The organism is Limnoraphis robusta CS-951 (assembly GCF_000972705.2).
Map to the genome: position 1 here is coordinate 1 of NZ_LATL02000243.1, position 18534 is coordinate 18534.

12 protein-coding genes and 2 pseudogenes are annotated in these 18534 nt (G+C 43.5%); 8 read left to right on the forward strand and 6 right to left on the reverse strand.

Going from position 1 to position 18534, the window contains the following annotated elements; genetic code table 11:
- Positions 1-345: 345 nt before the first annotated feature.
- Entirely contained in the window at positions 346-1335 is a 990-nt protein-coding gene (gene petA / locus WN50_RS20780) for a cytochrome f (protein ID WP_046280844.1), read from the reverse strand.
- A 96-nt stretch (positions 1336-1431) separates the two neighbouring features.
- Complete coding sequence (petC, locus tag WN50_RS20785; RefSeq protein ID WP_046280843.1) at positions 1432-1971, reverse strand: cytochrome b6-f complex iron-sulfur subunit; 540 nt, start codon at positions 1969-1971, stop codon at positions 1432-1434.
- A gap of 229 nt (positions 1972-2200) precedes the next feature.
- Between petC and WN50_RS20790 the strand changes: the two genes are divergently transcribed.
- The gene (locus tag WN50_RS20790; protein ID WP_046280847.1) at positions 2201-2509 is read left to right on the forward strand and encodes a DUF3067 family protein; all 309 of its coding nucleotides are present in this window, start codon (positions 2201-2203) and stop codon (positions 2507-2509) included.
- Entirely contained in the window at positions 2497-6324 is a 3828-nt protein-coding gene (locus tag WN50_RS20795; RefSeq protein ID WP_046280842.1) for an N-6 DNA methylase, read from the forward strand. The genes WN50_RS20790 and WN50_RS20795 overlap by 13 nt, the downstream gene beginning before the upstream one ends.
- A gap of 178 nt (positions 6325-6502) precedes the next feature.
- Here the strand turns inward: WN50_RS20795 and WN50_RS20800 are convergent, their stop codons facing one another.
- Positions 6503-10045, reverse strand: coding sequence for an adenylate/guanylate cyclase domain-containing protein (locus WN50_RS20800; protein ID WP_082172510.1), 3543 nt, complete (start codon positions 10043-10045; stop codon positions 6503-6505).
- 491 nt (positions 10046-10536) lie between these two features.
- Here WN50_RS20800 and WN50_RS20815 point away from each other — a divergent pair, with 491 nt between their 5' ends.
- Positions 10537-11901 carry a hypothetical protein gene (locus WN50_RS20815; RefSeq protein WP_046280840.1) on the forward strand — a complete coding sequence of 455 codons (1365 nt, stop codon included), beginning with the start codon at positions 10537-10539 and terminating at the stop codon, positions 11899-11901.
- Between the two features lie 34 nt (positions 11902-11935).
- On the opposite strand, the gene WN50_RS20820 is transcribed toward WN50_RS20815, so the two are convergent.
- Positions 11936-12496 carry a hypothetical protein gene (locus WN50_RS20820; protein ID WP_046280839.1) on the reverse strand — a complete coding sequence of 187 codons (561 nt, stop codon included), beginning with the start codon at positions 12494-12496 and terminating at the stop codon, positions 11936-11938.
- A 175-nt stretch (positions 12497-12671) separates the two neighbouring features.
- Here WN50_RS20820 and WN50_RS20825 point away from each other — a divergent pair, with 175 nt between their 5' ends.
- From WN50_RS20825 to WN50_RS20845, 5 genes are all read left to right on the forward strand, one after another.
- Positions 12672-13781 (forward strand): J domain-containing protein, encoded by a 1110-nt coding sequence (locus WN50_RS20825; RefSeq protein ID WP_049560567.1) that lies wholly within the window; start codon positions 12672-12674, stop codon positions 13779-13781.
- An 80-nt stretch (positions 13782-13861) separates the two neighbouring features.
- A complete protein-coding gene (locus tag WN50_RS20830; RefSeq protein ID WP_046280837.1) occupies positions 13862-15208 on the forward strand; it encodes a P-loop NTPase fold protein in 1347 nt (448 codons plus the stop codon).
- A gap of 111 nt (positions 15209-15319) precedes the next feature.
- A complete protein-coding gene (locus WN50_RS20835) occupies positions 15320-16183 on the forward strand; it encodes a shikimate dehydrogenase (protein WP_046280836.1) in 864 nt (287 codons plus the stop codon).
- Between the two features lie 142 nt (positions 16184-16325).
- Positions 16326-16757 (forward strand): hypothetical protein, encoded by a 432-nt coding sequence (locus WN50_RS20840; protein WP_046280835.1) that lies wholly within the window; start codon positions 16326-16328, stop codon positions 16755-16757.
- An 82-nt stretch (positions 16758-16839) separates the two neighbouring features.
- A complete protein-coding gene (locus WN50_RS20845) occupies positions 16840-17274 on the forward strand; it encodes an FxLYD domain-containing protein (protein WP_046280834.1) in 435 nt (144 codons plus the stop codon).
- A 66-nt stretch (positions 17275-17340) separates the two neighbouring features.
- Here WN50_RS20845 and WN50_RS20850 read toward each other — a convergent pair.
- Positions 17341-18318 (reverse strand): annotated as a pseudogene (locus WN50_RS20850) (RNA-guided endonuclease InsQ/TnpB family protein); the annotation flags it as partial.
- Positions 18319-18431: 113 nt separating this feature from the next.
- A pseudogene (locus WN50_RS37740) lies at positions 18432-18534 on the reverse strand (transposase); the annotation flags it as partial.

Sequence of the window (18534 nt, forward strand, 5' to 3'; positions counted from 1 at the left end):
TCCCATTTCAGAGATAGTTTCGGTATGCCCTACCGTACTTGAGAAAAAAATGCTTTGTTCTCTGTACTTGGTGCTTTAAGGTTTTATATGGCCAAAGCATTTCTTGCAAGAACCCCATACCTTAAGTTTTCAAGGTTAATTGCATCGATTAGATGCTGGGTTTTTCAACTGGTTGAATACCCTGCCAGTAGAGTTATTATAGCATTAGAAAGAGCCTTATATCCCCATACCTGAAGGTAGGGGCGTGTGCGGCAATTTTTGGTAAACCCAAATAGCGATGTTTGGGAATCCCTCTCTATAATCTCTGATTTAGAGAGGGAGGATGTCAATGAACCTGTACCAATTCTAGAAGTTCATTTCAGCAGCTTGAACCTTTTCAACCTGTTTCTTCTTCAGAACCAGCATAATTTGAGTCAACATGACTAAGGCAAAGAAAGCCAACAACCACTGAATGCGACCTGCACTTTGCAAGACAATTTCAGTATCCGCTTGACCAAAACCACCGACGTTTGGATCACGGTTTAGGGGTTGACTTGCGGCTACCTCTTGACCTTCTGAAACGATCAGTTCAGGGCCAGGAGGAACGGTATCAACAACGGTTTTACCCTCAGCCGTTTTAATACTGACTTGGTAGCCAAGGTCTTCTTCAGAGGTAATTTGAGTAATGATACCGGCAGCAGAGGCTTTATAAACCGCGTTGTTACTTTGGTTTCCAGCCGGATAAACCTGTCCACGACCTCGGTTTCCACCGACATGAACAGCGTATTTACCGTAAGTTACAGAAGAATCTGTTCTCGGATCAGGAGAGAGAACCGGGAAGACAATTTCTTGGTATTGTTCACCGGGTAACGGCCCAACCAAAACCACATTGTCTTGATCTTCGCTATAAGGTTGGAAATAGAGATCGCCGATTTCTTCTTGTAATTCTTCGGAAATCCGTTCAGGCGGGGCAATTTTAAAGCCTTCAGGAAGCATTAAAACCGCACCGACGTTTAAACCACCTTTGCTACCATCGCCTAAAACTTGCTGGGCGCTGGTGTCATAGGGAATTTTAACAACTGCTTTAAAAACAGTATCCGGCAGAACAGACTGAGGAAGTTCAACTTTTGTCGGTTTTGCGCCCAGGTGACAGTTCGCACAAACAATTCGTCCAGTGGGTTCGCGGGGAGTTTGTGGGGCTGTTTCCTGCGCCCAGAAGGGATAGGCAGCCGCCGCTTGAGGGAGGGCAATATCGCTTGTTAGGAAGAAAGTGACGGATGCGATCGCAACCAGCATCATCTTCCAAGTTGCCCGAATGCTACGATGCAGCATTGCAGTTTGGTCAGATTTTGACATTAGAAATGTTTTTACTCGCTCAAAGTCAAGGGATTCTACTTGAGATTAGGAATTTTAGGGTTTAATTTCCCCAATCTCAAATTTTATGCAAATTTATTAAGCCCACCAGGGGTTTTCACCTGTACGGAAATCGGTTTCTGTCCAGGGGGTAAAGGTTACTTTGTCGTTTTCCACATTGGCATGAGCCAAGGCGAGAGATAAAGGAGCAGGCCCCCGAACAACTTTACCTTGGGCATTATACTGTGAACCGTGACAAGGACAGATAAATTTGTCTTCACTGCCGTTCCAAGGGACAACACAGCCTAAGTGAGTGCAGACGGCGTTAATGCCATAGTCCGACAATGTGCCGTCTGTTTCCACCACTAAGTAAGTCGGATCACCTTTTAAGCCTTGGGCTAAGGTGCGATCGCCTGGGTTATGGCTGGCTAAAAATTGACTGGCAAGGATATCACTCCCAACGGCATCTTTGGCGATCACACCCCCACCCGCAGCACCGCTTGAGCGGGGGATAAAATATTTAACGAAAGGGTAAAGCGCACCCAGAGCTACACCTGTGGCTGACCCAAACGTTAAAAGGTTCATAAACTGGCGACGCCCCATACTAGGAGCTTCTGGCGTTTCAGAAATTTGAGTCATAATTGACGCAGTTGATTCTATCTTGTGTATGTTAGTTTTTGAGAGCTTTGCAGCCAAAAACAAAAAATGTATTGCAGATTAGCTTGAACTATTGCACCAAGTCTGCTATGGATCAAGACTAGACAGAATGGTTCTATCAGGCTTTTCCCATCATCAGAGTATTATTACATTTTTTAAACAAGCTCTTTTATTATTACAAAATGTAAACGGGTTCATTCAGGAGCGAGCCATGACGGGCAGAGAATTACATCAGCTACTGTTGGACAAGTGGGGGGTATCCTATGACGTTCAGTTGCGGCGAACCCGAGGCAGGGTTTTCTTGCAGATCATGTGGAAATACCTCGAACAGATGTCTTTTCCGTTGAGTGAGGCGGACTACATTGCTCATTTGAACGCGATCGCTCAATATCTTAACGGATGGGGCAGTGTAGAGTTGGTGAAAAACTACATTCAAAATACCCGAGAAAAACCCCGCCTGGGTAAAGCGGTGAGTATTCCTCTAGACTTAGGAGAACGGGCTTCAGAATGGATCTTGTGATCGGGAACGGGGAAGCTGAACAGCTTATGACTCATCCGATGAACTTTAACGAATTTTTGACTGCTTTCTTTGGCATTTTTACCCAAAGAAGTTTTCGTGGTGCTGATTTTTTAAGTTATTTGAATCGCTCAGATGCTCAACGAAGTGGAGACGAGGCATCAATTGTTGATACGGCGATCGCCAGTCCCTTGTTAGGCTTATTGGGCTTTGAGGCTGGAGAACGAGTTTATAACCAGCAACACTTGGGCGATCGCCCTGACTTTGCCCCCAGTGATCCGGTGTATGGAACTTGCTTCATTGTGGAGGACAAGAGTACATCCCTGTCGCTGACTTTCGATTTAAATGATCCCAATAGCCATCTTTCTCAGCTTAGAGGATACATGAAAGGTGTGCGTTTGGGCTGGTTGATGAATGGTAAGCAGTTCACAGCATGGCGCTTTGATGATCCTGATAACCCCCAGCGTCTCATTGATCTGGAAATTCCAGCGGCAATTCAAGAGTGGAATCAGGGAGAAGCATCCACCCTGTCGGATGCAACCAACCAGGCACTCCATGATCTGTTTGACTTGTTTCGCAAAGAAGCATTCACCAGTCTGCAACGACTAGAAGCAGATTTGGCATTGGATGAGGAAGCATGGCAACGGCAGGCGTTACCTCTGGGAAATGGCAGTGGCAATGAACCCCTATTGGTAGAAGCGTTGCAGTCGCTTGTGTTGGAACTTCAGCGCAATGCTAGACGATTGCTGACGAATCATTTAACTCGTTATGCAGACTATCAGGATAAGGCAAATCGGATTGCTGATGATGCCGTAGAGACGGCAACTCAAGAAATTCAGCGATTACGAGAGCGGGTTTTAACTAGCCTGAATCAAATTCAGAGCTTGGTTGATTTGAGTTCGGATGATCGAGCAGCGATCGACGCAATCTTCTTGCGGTTAGAACAGGATGCCAGAGCTTATATCAGTCCTAAAGATGTCTTTGCTAATATTCTGACAATTTTGACTCGGGCATTTCAACAGAAATATGCAAACCAGCCAAAATCACCCAGGGCACCATCAACATTAGAGGGAGGATACACTCCGGTAAATGATGCGCTCAAGCCCTACGTTGAGAAGGTGTTTACCTGGCATCAACGACAGGCTACCCTCCGGCAAGGCTACCAAATAGATATTCGGGTACATGATGATTACACGGTTTGGACTGCTTTGGTGCAGGAAACCATGTTGGGAGAGTTAGAAGAAGCTCAACGCCAGGATGAATTTGCTCTGCAAGCAGCGTATGTTGTTTTTATTCGGCTGTTGTTGATTCGAGTCTGTGAGGATAAAGGCGTTTTTCCGCATCGGTTTGTGTCAGATGGTGGGGTGAAACGATGGCAGGAAAACATCGAACGGTATTGGCAATTTGCCACAGGGAATCCCTACAATCCCTTGATGGATATGGCATACAACAATGCCCAAAATATCTATGCCCACTTTTTTACGGGGCGAGAACTATTCAACTGGTTCTTGTTGGATCAACAACAGTTAGTGATGACGTTGCACCAACTCAGTCGCTTCAACTTTGCTGGGGTCGATTCGGATATTGTTGGAACAGTTTACAGCACCTATGTCAACCGCAAGGAGAAGAAGGAGAAGGGACAATATTACACCCCTCCAGAAATCGTCAATTATATTTTGGATGAGGTGGGCTATCGAACAGGAACAGGTATTATTGGAGCCAATAAACGCCTGATTGATCCGGCTTGTGGAAGTGGTTCGTTTTTGGTGGCAGCCGCAAAACGATTAGTCGAAACCTACAAAGGCAATGCCAACCAAATTGATGATCCGTCATCGGTATTGGATCGCGTGCAAAATAACCTCTATGGCTTTGATCTCAATCCATTCGCTTGCTACTTATCGGAAGTCAATTTGCTGATTCAGGTCTTAGATCTGGTCAAGCTAGCACATGACAAAGGACAACGCCCCAAAATCCAACGCTTCCATATCTACAACGTTGATGCCCTGGCACGACCAACGGGAACCTACCGTTCTCTGATGTTTAACACGCTGATTGCAGAAGAAAGCGATCAGGTTGATCAAATTAAAAGCAGATCGAAAAACACCCCCTATGCAAATGGCTTCGCATTCGTTGTAGCCAATCCGCCTTATGGTGCAAGTTTAAGCGACGAATATAAGCTTGTACTACGTTCTGATTATGCAGATATTTTTTACGGAGTCCCTGACACCTATACTTTTTTCTTAAAACTTGGACTTGAGCTTTTAGCCCAGCAAGGAAAGCTAGGTTTCATCACACCAAGTACATATCTGATGGGTACTAATACTGTTGCCTTACGCGATCAAATCTTGGCTACAGGAAAAGTAGAACAAATTGTAGATTTACCTCAGGGTATTTGGTCAGATGCCAATGTAGATTGTGTTTTACTTTTTCTGGCTAAAGAAGATGATGAAAGTGCTAGAAACGCGCATCAGCCACAAATCAACATTTTAGGGCTGCGTGATTCTCTTGAGAAATTGATATCTAGAAATTGGGATGAGACTCTTGTTCAACAACAAATGCTTTGGATAAGCGATCCAAAGCACGAGATTAGCATTCGATATGATAGCTTAATGCAGCAAATTGAAAACGCTTGCCGCATTCAAACGAATGGTAATGGTCATTTAACAAAGATCCTAAGACTGGAAGATGTAACCGATAGTAGTCCAGCAATTGAACCTTATAGAACAAAAGCTGAAGGCAAGGTAAATCGATATATTAAAACACGTAGAGAAGTACCTGAAGGTGAAACAGATTGGAAGCCGCTTTTAGATAGCACAAGCTTTGTGGGGCGATATGAACTTAGATGGGGTGACCAAAAACCATACATTAAATATGGAGGGTGGTTATGGAGAATGCGTGAGCCAAAATATTTTGAATCTCCAAAGCTGCTTGTCCAATCCATAAGGAATCGTGCCTTAAAGAGAAGATTGGTTGCTTCTTTCGACTCACAAGGGTTCTTTAATCGAAAGAATTTTATCAATATTATCTCTAAGGATCAGCAAGATTATGATTTAAAATACATTCTTGCTTTATTTAATTCGTCATTACTCAATTCATGGTATCGTAGCCGTTTTGATAATGTTAATATTAATCCATCTTATTTTCGGCAACTTCCTATCTATCCTGCTGATGCTGAAACTCAAGCAGAGTTAGTTGAAAAAGTCGATCGCATCCTCTCCAAAAATGCTCAACTCAATGAATTTCGAGAGCAGGGCTATGTCATTCGTAAACAACGTGATGGCAATACTGTAATTGAGATTCCCTACGATCGCCTTTTAGCCAAAGTTCAACAAAGAAACTCCAACTTTTCAACATTGACTCTGTTTGATGCGAAAGCCGCAGGCCTATTCACCATTCCCGATCGCTGCGATTTACAAGTTTCGATTAGCAGCAATGTCTATACACCCGATCGCTACCCTACGAGTGTTGTATTGCGCCATAACAAGCTTTGGCTTGTGGTTGAAGATGATAATATTCGCCGTTATCTCCTCGGTTACTTAAAATTGCCCCAATGGAAAGGCAAAACCTGGGATGAAATTAAAAACCAGGTTACTCTACCCTATGAAGCCAATGACCTCAACACCTTTTTTGCGACTGAACAACAACGCCGTTCCGAGATTCAAACCTTGCTTGATGAAGTTGCCCAGATCGACGCAGAGATTGACGAAAAGGTATTAGATTTGTATGGGATTACCAATCCAGGCGATCGTCAGCGAATTTTAGGCAGTGCATCAAACTCTGAAGAGGATGAAGCCAACGAGAGTGAGGAAGCCGAATAAGAAAAACAAGGGAAAAGGGAAAAGCTTTCAAAATCAGGTTCCGGCTCTTAGTCCCGTCCCGATCGCCTTGGCAGTTGCTATTTTAACAAAAAATTGATTTTTTCAATTCCATTTTTCCCGCAAAAACACCACAAAAAAACACTCCTGACGACCACAGAATCAAACGTTAAAAATGCGGCTATTCTACAGGTAACAACAGTTTAAATTCTTCGGCATCAACCGTTTCAGAGCCTTGAGGCCATTGACTATAAACCCTTGCTAACAAGTGTTGTGCTAGCTTCAGATTACCCTGTTGATGCCACATCTGCGCTAAACTAATAGCTGCTCGGAGTTCTAACAGCTTTCCGCCCTGAGCATGAGCAATTTCAATGGCTTTATTGAGATAATATTCCACAGATTGGGAATGAGGAGCAGACGCTTGACTTTGAGCCACCAACATCGCCACTTGTTCCGGATGCAAACTTTGTCCGCCTCCACCTTTGGCATACATTAACTCTCCTCTCAGGCGGAAAAGTTCAGCTTCCCAAAAGCGTTCTCCGGTTCTTTCTACCGTAGACAAAGCCTCTTTCAACACTGCTAACCCCGCTTCAAATTGTCCCGCTTTCGCATGAGCTTGAGCTAACAATCCCAAAAAATAAGTCCAAGAAATTTTAGCGCCTGTTGCCGCATGAGCCGCAATTCCTCGGCGGAGTTGATTAATTCCTAAGTCAGTTTGTCCGAGTTCGACTAACGCCCAGCCTTGCATAATCACACCTGTGGCTAACCAAAACTCAAAGCGTTGTTCACTGGCTAATGCAATAGCGGCTTCTGCTTGTTGTTCAACAGCTTCCGGTTCTTGGCGCAGTTGATGAAACATCGCCTTCATACAAAGCGCAAACCCGGTACTGTAAGGATGAGACAACTCCAACGCCAAATGAATCGCATCTTCACTGTACTGTACTGAGGCTTCGCTTTGTCCGAGTAACCAAGCACTCAACGACATATAGGATAAACTCGCCACTCCGACATCTTGCCCAGTCAGACGAGTTTGACAAGTACGATTGGTTTTTTGATAAAGTTCATAGCTGGTTTTCCAATGTTCGTGAGCCGCCTGCAAACGTCCGAGATAAAATAAGGCAAATCCCAGGGTAAAACGGGCTTCCATCTCCAAAATCGGATCATTGTGACGTCGAGCTAAACCCATTAACCGACTGCCAAAATCGAGGGCGATTTTATGTTCACAACGAGCCGCGTGATATCCCCATAATCCCCAAAATACTGAAAATAATTGCGGTGTCGTTCCCAATTCCTGACAGATTTCTCGACTGCGTTTGTAGATTTGTTCGACTTCTAGAGAAGCGTAACCCTTGGTTGCAATCAAAGCCTTTCCAAGAGTCGTTTGTAAATCCAGTTCTTGCTTTAAGAAATCAACACTCGAAGCGCCTCCTAATAAAGAAATGGTTCGACCTTGTTCAGCTTTGAGGGTGTCAATCAAATCAAGTCCTGATTTGAGATGAGCAATGGCTTCTTCATTGGCTGAAGCCAGAAACGCTTTTTCTCCTGCTTTTTGCCAATAGTTAATCGCAGAAAAGGGCAATCCAGCTTTGGTATAATGATAGGCGAGTAATTCCGGTTCACGCCCCGCCACAATCGGAAATTCAGCTTCCAGGACGCGAGCAATCCGACGATGATATTGCGCTCGGGTGCTTCTGAGTAAGGATTCATAGGCGGCATCTTGAATGAGAACGTTTTTAAAGCTGTAGGTGGCTTTCGGGAGTTCTCCGTTAACAAACAGGAGCCGTGTCTCAACCAACTTTTCTAAACCTCGAATAATACTGGCTTGATCGAGAGCAATTGCGGGTAAAGCTTGACGGCCATTGGTCGGAGTCGGGCTGGGTTCTTCGTACAGAGCCAGCGATCGCAATAATTCATAACTGAACTCTCGACCAATGGTAGCGCCGAGTTGGGCGACTTCTTTAGCTCCATCGAGGCGATCGAGTCGTTCCATCAACAATCCCTTAAGAGTGTCGGGAATACTAAGAGTCGGTAGAGGGCCTGTGAGTTCGTAGCTGTCTTCGGTTTCCTCAAATGGCCCCGACTCAATCACCATTTTGGTCATCTCCTCAATAAACAGGGGAATACCATCACTTTTTTCAACGATAAGTTTAGACACCGCAAAGGGTAAGCGTTTACCGCCTGTAACACCGTGAATGATTTGTTCAATTTGATTGGCCGGAAGATGGTTGAGGTTAATCTGAGTGACATGAGGGAGACGCAGCCAATGGGATTGAAAACCGGGTCGCATGGTATAAATCCGCAAAATGGGATAATTGGTTTCTTCGCGGATCAGACGGTCGGCTAGTTCTAGGGTAGAAGGATCAATCCAGTGCAGGTCTTCAACGAGAACTAAAAGCGGTTGCTGACTAGCGCTCTTGTGGATCATCGCCAGCATGACTTCTAACAGCTTTTGTTTAGTGGCTTGGGGCGACAGGTTAAGGGTCGGATAATCCTGTTGATCGACAGATAGGGATAGCAACTGAGCGAACAAAGGAACCGCTTCTTGACGGGGAATTTGATGAGAGTCGAGGAACTGTTCAAGTTTGTCAAGTTGCTCTTCGGGTGAGTCTTCACGAGTTAGTTTTAAGACTCGTTCGGCGATTAGTTCGATAATGGGATGGAAAGGCGTATTTTGATAGTAGGGAGAACAGAAAACTTCTCGCAGGGTGTAGGTATCGTTGGCAATGCGTTCTCGGAAAGCTTGAACGAGGCGGGATTTCCCTAATCCGGCTTCTGCCATTAATAATACTACTTCTCCCCGCCCGGATTTAACTCGTTCCCAGATGCCTTGTAGCTGTTCGAGTTCGGCTTCTCGGCCGACATAGGGAGTCCAACTGCTTTCGGCGACTTTCTGACGCTTGCAGGAGGAGGCTTCTTGCAACACTTGGTAAATTTCAACCGGAGTTGAGATGCCTTTGAGTGAATGTTGACCTAATGACTGAAATTCAAAGATACCCTGTACCAGTCGATAGGTTGTGGGACTGACAACGGCGGTACTGGGTTGAGCGAACCCTTGCAGTCGGGCAGCAAGATTGGGCGTTTGGCCGATGGCTAATTCTTCCCGTTTATTTCCCGCCCCGACTTCTCCAACCACGACTAAGCCTGTATGGATACCTAAGCGGACTGACAGTTGCAGACAACGGTTAGCAATACAACCGAGTTTGAGTGTGGCAATGGCTTGAATAATCCCTAAAGCAGCCCGCAGCGCTCGTCCGGCATCGTCTTCATGGGCAATGGGATACCCAAAGTAGACTAAAATGCCATCTCCGAGATATTGGGCAATGTGTCCTTCATATTTGAGTACGACTTCGGCACAGGTTTCTTGGTATTTTTGAATTAACTCTCGGAGTTCTTCGGGGTCGAGTTCTTCCGATAAGGCTGTCGAACCCACCAAGTCACAAAACATCACCGTAAGCTGACGTCGTTCAGCCGGTCGCATGGGAGTTGCTTCTACGGGTCTGATGGGGCTGACCGTTTTGGGCTTACCCTCGCTTTTTAAGGATGTACCGCATTCTGTACAATATTTCGCTTGGGGTGAATTTTTATGTTTACAGTTGGAACAAGTTTTATACAGAGATGTGCCACATTCGGCACAGAATTTCGCACCTTCTGAATTTAAAATGCCACAATTCGGGCAATTCACCATTACCTGAATATTCTGGCTTAGGGAAGAACTTTTGCTCATCTCATACCTCAAGGCAGGGAGTTATCTGTCAAACTTTCGCATACCTTGCATCGTATCGAAGAGTTTCAGAAAGATCCGTTCATTTTTCTCTCTATCGGCTTAACCCGTTTTATGCTTTGACACCGCAGTTGTTTTTAGGGGGGTGATTGTTAGAACTGTCGAAACACAGAGGGATCATTAAATTTGAAGACTGAGGGGGAATTCCCATGCCTTTTAAATCAGCCAGACAGAAGCCTTTGTAACCGATAATAAATGCTAAAATGTTCGTTAGTCGATCACCCACCCGACTAACGTGTAAACTACCCTTTGGGTATCCAGTTTGTACAAGGGCACCAATTCGGGGAATCAGACGAGTCACTGGTAGCTAATCAAGAATCCATACTGGTCTGAATCAATCATTGCAGGAAAACCTATAGCTTCGGCTAGGTCAAAAGCGTTTTTCGCCGCGTTCGGTGATTGAAACAATGACAAACGTAATGTGCGAAGGTCGGATGAGTGTTGAACCGGATTACAACCAACAGTGCCTTGATAAGTTAGTTTGGGCGATGAGTCAGCTTGATATTGCTGTAGAACGCCAGGAGTTAGCTAAAATTACAGAACTCATCGTCCAGACGATGACAGGGCCTTGGCGTTATTTTCACACGCCAGAACACATTTTTGAAGTGGGTGGGTCGGAGGATGCTATTGAGGTTCTGGCCGCTTTATTTCACGATGTTGTTTATGTACAGGTCGATCAAAGTGTTAATTTTAATTTAAGTTATTACATTGTTCCGTTTATCCGACAGGTCGGAGAGCGTCTGATCATTCGCGATAGTTCTCAATTGCCCCCTGACCAGAGTTTTGAGATGGTGATGCGGGTTTTTTATTTTGCCCCCAGTCAGACACTTTCTCCTTTGGAGGGACAAAATGAGTTTTTGAGTGCCTTGGTGGCGGCGAAGGTTCTGGATTCATTTATTCCGCCAGAATTGATTCTTCAAATTGTTGCTTGTATTGAAGCCACGATTCCTTTCCGAACTCATAATGCAGAAGGACTCAACAATAGTGATATTTTATATCGCCGTTTACAAGCGATTACTCAACAGTTGAATCTGAAGCTAACAGATCAGGAATTGAAGGCTAATATTATCCGCTCCGTGCGCCTTTCTAATCGAGATGTCGGCAGTTTTGCTCATCCGAATCCGGCTCGATTTTTAGATAATACTTGGAATTTACTCCCGGAAACTAATCATCATCTAAAATATTCCAGTTCTTATACAATTAATCAATATCGTACCGCCTTACAAAAGATGGAAGGCTTTCTCAATTTTATTAAGCCGGAAGTGATTTTTCATCAGTTTCAGGGATATCCGGAAGATGAAGTTTATCAACATTTAGTCGAGAGCGCTCGCAAAAATATTGCAGTTGGACAACTCTATCTCGGTAGTAAACTGTTTACAATTGCTTTTCTAGAAGCCCTTTCTCTCCGCTTTGGCCGAGTCATTCCGGTTTCGACTTTGATGGGAGAAATGCCCACTGAAAACTTTGTGGCGGCTTCTTTGGTTGATTTTTTACCGGAAATTTCCCATCCTTATGAACCTAAACATCAGTTAGAACAACAGGTTTTAACGCTGTTAGATAAAGGACGCACTCAAAACGCATCCTATGATATTAAAAACTCTCCTCTAGCGACTTACATGGTTAAATCTATGGGGTTTGATGAGATTCGACACCAACGAAACCGCGCTCAAGAATTCTTTCAAAATGTGATTTCTTCAGAGGAATTTTTAGCCGGTTGTGATGCTCATGTGAAAAAGACGGTAACAGATGGAATTGTGAAGTTATTTGATAGTCGAAAAGCCGCTTTATGTCGTTATTAAACAGTTATCAGTGACCCGTGATAACTGTTAACTGTTAACGGTCTTTGCTCCAACGTTCTGTGCCTTTTTTTGTGGGTAAACCTGCTGTGTTAAACGTCCAGATATCGCGTTTTTGTTGCGGCCCATAACTGAGATGAATGGGTCTGTTTTGACCATAAAAATAAAGGGAATCAAAAGGCAAATTTGTTGCTAAAATCCAATCAATAAATTGATCACTCTCTAAATTTTTAATTAGACAATCACAAGCCGCACCCAGTCGATCACAATAATATTGACCATTTTTTTTGACTTCATGTGCCATGTGTTGATCGAGGTTGGGTGCAACTCGACCATTTTTGAGTCCGGTTATCGGATCTTTTTTTTCAAGAAACCGTTTTAAATCTTTTGAACAAAACCCATAGGTGAGTTGAAATCGTTCGATACCAAAATAGTCAATAATGGGATCAATCAGGAATTGATTTAATGCTTGAATGGCGACAATACTTTCGGTGGAATCGGGATAGGGATTAATCTGGTTGGCATATTTTTGATAAGTCTGAGTGCAGGTACAAAAGGCTTCTAGTGTGAGATATTTTCCAAGTTTTACGTCTTTCATCGTTCTCTGGGACTTTTGAACTATCATGGAATTGAACCCTAAATTTAATCAGGGTCTGTTTGAGTGGTCATCAAAAATACAACAATATTGCCGTTTGAGGTGATGACCAATTGTTATCAAATACTGACTCAAACGATTCGCCACTGCTAGTCAGATTTCGCTATTAGTCTAAAACGTGGATGAGATAGAATACTACTACCGAATCTTAAATCTTCAGCCTGGCGCTTCTCTCGACGACGTAAAGCAGGCTTATCGAAATTTGGCATTGATTTGGCATCCTGATCGTTACCCCCACGATTCTCGCTTACAGGCTGAGGCTGAACAAAAATTTAAAGAAATAAATTATGCTTATGTTTATTTGCGATCGCGATTGAGTGATCCGCAAGTTTCTGTTTATGTTCAACGAACCCCACAACCCGCCCCGTCGAGTTCACCTGAAGCGACGGATTTCAATTTTCAGACCGCCAGAGTTGCTCGGGATTCCCCGACCCCTGTTGATTCTCCGGTTTCCTCTCCAGATACGCCTTTAATTCCTTGGGGATGGCTAACAGGTACTTTTTTGGGTTACACCCTGATCGGTTGGATTTTAACAATGTTATCCATCCCGTTGTGGAATGAAATTCTCGCCCTCATCCTGTGGCTAACGAGCGCTATTTCCGCCAGCAGTGGGAAACGCTTTGAACATTCCTGGTTTATGGCTTTGATGGTTGCCGGGGGGATCGCTGGATGGGTGGCGGGAAATCAAGCTGGAGGGATTGTCACAGGGACGGTTTGGGCTGTGATTGGTGTTGTATTAGGGGCGATCGCGGGTTCAGAAGCCAAAATTCAAGCGATTTTATGGATACTGACGATTGCAGGAATTTCGGCGATCGCCGGATTAGTGGCGGGAAGCAAAACGGGAGATTGGCGGGGAGCGCTGTTGGGGGGTATGCTAGGGGCGCTCATAGGGACGACGATGGGAATGGTTTCTGATAAAGCTTTCTCTGAAGCTAAAACCCGGAGCAAAATAGGTGCAGGAAGCGTCTTTGGATTTGGGTTCGGTGCTTGGTTAGGCGCATGGGCGGGTGCAGGACAAAACGCCGTTATCCGAGCGATTGAGAAAACGGGCTTAGAAGTGATTTTTGGAACTTGGGGTGCAATTACGGTGATCTCTGGAGTGATCGCGCAAATGGTTTCTGGTGAAAAATTGCTCGAGTCATTCAATGAGTTTTATACTTTTATAATTCTCGCTACAACTTCTGGCTTAGGATTATCACTGGGATACTGGCTAGCAAATAGAGGTTGATTTTGCTGTTCCCTACTGATTCAAAGAATAACCGCAAGAATGAGAGTTTACGGACACTGGTTTGGCTTGGGTGGACAACAATGGAACTCAATTTACGCAGATTTTTTCGGGCTTCTAATCCCGCAAAAACGCTAAATTTTGGTACAATAGAAGATCGACAATATTACATTGATTTCTCAGAAGTTCGGGGTGGGAAACTGATTGAACAAATCGCCCGGACGATTACTCGCCTTTCTCCTGATAATCCCACTTGTCAGCTTTTTACCGGACATATTGGTTCGGGAAAGTCAACGGAGTTGTTACGACTGAAGGCGGAGTTAGAAGAACAAGATTTTCATGTGGTCTACTTTGAATCGAGTAAAGATCTCGATATGGCGGATGTAGACATTACTGATATTTTGCTGGCGATCGCTCGTCAGGTGAGTGAAAGTATAGAGCAACTGAATATTCAATTGCAACCTACAGGTTTTCAAGCCTTACTTCAGGGTTTAGCCAATGTTCTGCAAGCCCAGATTGATATTCAAGCGGATCTCCCGGCGTTGGGAAGCGTCAGTGCGAATACAGACGGAGAATTTTCTCTCTCTTTGGGAATTGGTAAAATTACTGCTAAAGCCAGAGATAGTCGCGACTTACGAACTCGTTTACGTCAATATTTAGAACCGCGTACCAACACGATTTTACAAGCGATTAATCAAGAATTGCTGGAACCGTCGATTGAACAACTCAAACAGCAAGGTAAACAAGGATTGGTGGTGATTGTTGATAATCTGGATCGAATTATGAGTTCGAGAACCGCCACCGGAAGACCTCAACCGGAATATCTATTTATTGATCGCGGTGATCAATTAAATCAGTTAAGTTGTCATGTTGTTTATACGATTCCGTTGGGTTTAATTTTCTCGAATGATTTAGGACGACTCACTAATCGATTTGGAGGTGATCCGAAAACATTACCGATGGTTCCGGTGCGTTTTCAAGATGAAACTCCCTGCGAAGAAGGGATAGAATTATTGCGACAAATGGTAATGGCGCGATCTTTTCCTGACATTCAACCGGATCAATATTCTGCTTTGATCACTCAAGTTTTTGACACATCGGAAACATTAGATCGCTTGTGTATTATGAGTGGGGGTCATGTTAGGACGTTGCTTGTTTTATTATATAGCTGTTTGCAAAAACAAGATCCACCTCTGTCGAGGGAGGCTTTGGAAGATGTGATTTTGCAACGTCGTCATCAGTTATTATTAGCGATTGAATCCAATGAATGGGAAATGTTGCGTCTGGTTGGGAAAACTAAAAAATTAAGTGGTTTAACAGATTATCAAACGCTGCTGCGGAGTTTGTGGGTCTTTGAATATCATTACCGTAAAGACCTTTGGTTTGATGTTAATCCCATTTTAATTGAAGCCCCAGAGTTTAACTTGTAACGGACATTGTAATGGATAGATTGATTTGGGGTTGTTGAGGTTTTGAGTAACGGATATTAGACGGTTCTCAATTCATGCAATAATAATGAAGGACTGAGCCTGAAGAAATTTATGATTAAAGGGACAACAAAACTCCTGGGTGTGATTGGTGATCCGATTGAACATTCTCTCTCTCCTGTTATGCACAATGCTGCGATTACTGAGATGGGAGTCGATTACATTTATCTTCCTTTTCCGATTAAATCTACTGATTTAGATGTGGCTTTAGCGGGATTTGCAGCCATAGGAGTTGAGGGATTTAATGTGACGATTCCCCATAAACAGGCGATTCTTTCTCGACTCTCTCAAGTCTCTAAAGTAGCGGAAGCGGTGGGTGCAGTGAATACGGTTTGGCGAACTTCCAAAGGTTGGGAAGGAACCAATACTGATGTTATTGGTTTTCTTGCTCCTCTACAGGATTTTAACATTTCTTGGTCTGAAAAAACTGCCGTTATTTTAGGGAATGGCGGTGCTTCTCGGGCGGTTGTCGCTGGATGTGTGGAGTTAGGAATTACCAATATTTATGTCGTTGGAAGAAATCTACAAAAGTTAGAAGCATTTCAGCAGAGTTGGTTAAATTCTCCTTTGGCTTTATCGCTAAACGTTCAGACTTGGGAGAGTTTATCGGAGATCATTCATCAAGCTGATTTATTAGTGAATACGACGCCAGTTGGGATGTATCCTCATGTCGAAGATTCTCCCCTAGAAGAAGAGGTGATGAATCGAATAAAATCAGATCTAATTGCTTATGATTTGATTTATACGCCTCACCCCACTCAATTTTTAACCCTCGCTAAAGGGAAAGGTGCGATTATTATTGATGGCTTGGAAATGTTAGTACAACAAGGTGCTGCGGCTTTACAGCTTTGGCTACAACAAGAGGTTCCTATTGATGTGATGCGTCAGTCTCTCCAACAACAGTTAGGGTTATTGTAATTTTACATTGTTTACAATTTGTTAGAATGAGTCACTCTTTTCTAAGTATTTCTACACAATTTGATTACAGACAGTAGACCCGTCTGGTGGTTATATTTGAAATATCTCTTGACTCCGATTCAAGAGATTAGGAAAAACTCCCATGAATTCTAACGACAATGATGATTTTCAATTCCCCAAGCCGTCGAATGAATACTCAAAGCAGTTTATTGAAATTCCGCCTTCCCACCCGTATCAAAATCCAGAAAAGATTTATTCGGGCTTTGAACCCCTAGAGTCAATTGGTTTAGAAGGTTCCGCCTATCGTAATCTTTCTAAGGGGAATGCTCCTCGGTGGGTGATGTGGAGTAGTTGGCTATTTTTAGGGTTTCCCTCTTTGTTTGTTTGTGGGATTATCCTAGCAGAGATGATTGAACTTGCAAAACAATCTTTAATCAAAGCAGACACAGCAGAACATCTTTATATTGTTTTCTGTGGGATTATCGGAATAGGAGGGAGTATGATGTTTGCTGGGGTAATGTTTTATATTTGGGTTAAGGGAAATCAAAAGCACTTTCGTCAACCCAAACGCTAAGGAGATGCTGCTCGCAGGAAGTTAATGGTGTTTCAGTGCTGATTTGCGGTAAGCTAGAGTTTAAATCGAAAAGGTCAGATTTATGCGATCGCGAATCTTTCCCAGTGTTTTATTGGCAGGTTTGATCAGTCTTTTGACTTGGTTTTGGACTCCGCCTGCTTTAGCCTTGATTCCTGTAGAAATTTATGATTTAGGTTTAAAAGACTGCCCGGCTGAATTCGCAGAAGGAATGACTTCCAGTTTTTCTTCCCAAGCTGCTAACTGTTATATGATCACAGGAAAAGCGAAGAATACTACGGGAAAATATGTCGTGGATGCGGATGTGTTTGGTCGCATCTATGATGCCAATGGAAATAGAGTCATGGAAAACAGGACTCGCCTCGGAAGTATTCCTGAAGTTCCTCCGGGTGTGGTAACTGATTTTGAGATTAGAATTTCTGTGCCAACCAATCTCAAACCGCCTTTAAGCTTAAAACAGTTCAAAGCCTCTGGGTTTACGGCTCGAATTGGTCGATAATCAACTTGAATCAACAGTTAGGTTGGTTGACATCCTCTCCGCCGTAAACGACGGAGATTCCAAACATCACTGTTTGGGTTTCCTCTTTCTATGAGTTGACTTACTCAACTGGGTTTCCCCACTTAAGCAGAGATCAGTCTCTCGGGAGGCGTTAATTTCCGTCTGCCCGACGGTATTTGATAGTTGTTTAAGTGCAGATTTTAGAATGTTTTTGGCGGCATTTTCGTCTCGGTTGGATGTGTATCCGCAGTGAGGACATTTATGAGTTCTCGTACTGAGAGTTTTGACAACCTTTTCACCACAATTTGAGCAGTTTTGAGAAGTATATGCAGGTTCAACGGCAATCACCGGAACCCCATAAATCCTCCCAAAATATTCTAACCATTCTCTAAATCTGTACCAAGCAGCATCATTAATTGATTTGGCTAGATGATGGTTTTTAACCATGTTCCGTATCCGTAGGTTTTCAATCGCTACCAAATCGTTAGACTGTATGACCTGTTGGGCCTGTTTACAAACCCAATCATTACGCCTGCGTGAAACCTTGAGATGCGCCCTTCCTAACCGATTCCTGGCTTTTTTACGGTTTTGACTTCCCTTTTTTGTTCGAGATAAGCGACGTTGCAGCTTTTTAATTCGTCGCTCGTCTTTTCTTAAAAAGCGGGGGTTGTCTATCTGTGAGCCAAAAGAATCGGTGTAGAAATGGTTTAAACCGACATCCAAACCTGTTTGTTTGTTACTGAGTTCTTTGTTTTCCTCTCTGGTATAATCGATTAAAAATTGAGCATAATACCCATCGTGTCTTCTAATCACTCTAACTCGTTTAATTTGTTGGAGTTGATAGAAGTGTAAATCTCGGCTACCCCAAAGTTTAAATGTACCTGCTTGAAACTTATCAGAAAACGTTAAATAACGTCTATCCTCTGAAAGTTTCCATCCCGATGTTTTGTATTCAACAGATGCTCGAACTTGGTACTTTTTAAACTTTGGGAATCCTTTTTTACCTGGTATTTTTTGCCGACAATTTTGATAAAATCGCTCAATTTAAAACAGATAGGATAAGGATTTAACGGATTAAGCTATCTGTGAGATGCCAAGATATATGGGTTTTACAGTTAAGTTAATCCGTTCTTCCGCTTCTCTATCCGTTTTTAAATTGATGCCCATGCTCTCTCTGCCTGTGCTTGTCGAGCCATAGAATTGAGTTTGTTCACCCAAGGAAAACTAGGATTGTCTGACAGCAGTTTGCAGTAGCGATAG

Bases quoted from the DNA above. Each gene is read 5' to 3' on its own strand.
- WN50_RS20845 (WP_046280834.1), top strand. From the start codon at position 16,840: ATGCGATCGCGAATCTTTCCCAGTGTTTTATTGGCAGGTTTGATCAGT.
- WN50_RS20795 (WP_046280842.1), top strand. From the start codon at position 2,497: ATGGATCTTGTGATCGGGAACGGGGAAGCTGAACAGCTTATGACTCAT.
- petA (WP_046280844.1), bottom strand. From the start codon at position 1,335: ATGTCAAAATCTGACCAAACTGCAATGCTGCATCGTAGCATTCGGGCA.
- petC (WP_046280843.1), bottom strand. From the start codon at position 1,971: ATGACTCAAATTTCTGAAACGCCAGAAGCTCCTAGTATGGGGCGTCGC.
- WN50_RS20800 (WP_082172510.1), bottom strand. From the start codon at position 10,045: ATGAGCAAAAGTTCTTCCCTAAGCCAGAATATTCAGGTAATGGTGAAT.
- WN50_RS20820 (WP_046280839.1), bottom strand. From the start codon at position 12,496: ATGAAAGACGTAAAACTTGGAAAATATCTCACACTAGAAGCCTTTTGT.
- WN50_RS20840 (WP_046280835.1), top strand. From the start codon at position 16,326: ATGAATTCTAACGACAATGATGATTTTCAATTCCCCAAGCCGTCGAAT.
- WN50_RS20835 (WP_046280836.1), top strand. From the start codon at position 15,320: ATGATTAAAGGGACAACAAAACTCCTGGGTGTGATTGGTGATCCGATT.
- WN50_RS20815 (WP_046280840.1), top strand. From the start codon at position 10,537: ATGAGTGTTGAACCGGATTACAACCAACAGTGCCTTGATAAGTTAGTT.
- WN50_RS20830 (WP_046280837.1), top strand. From the start codon at position 13,862: ATGGAACTCAATTTACGCAGATTTTTTCGGGCTTCTAATCCCGCAAAA.
- WN50_RS20790 (WP_046280847.1), top strand. From the start codon at position 2,201: ATGACGGGCAGAGAATTACATCAGCTACTGTTGGACAAGTGGGGGGTA.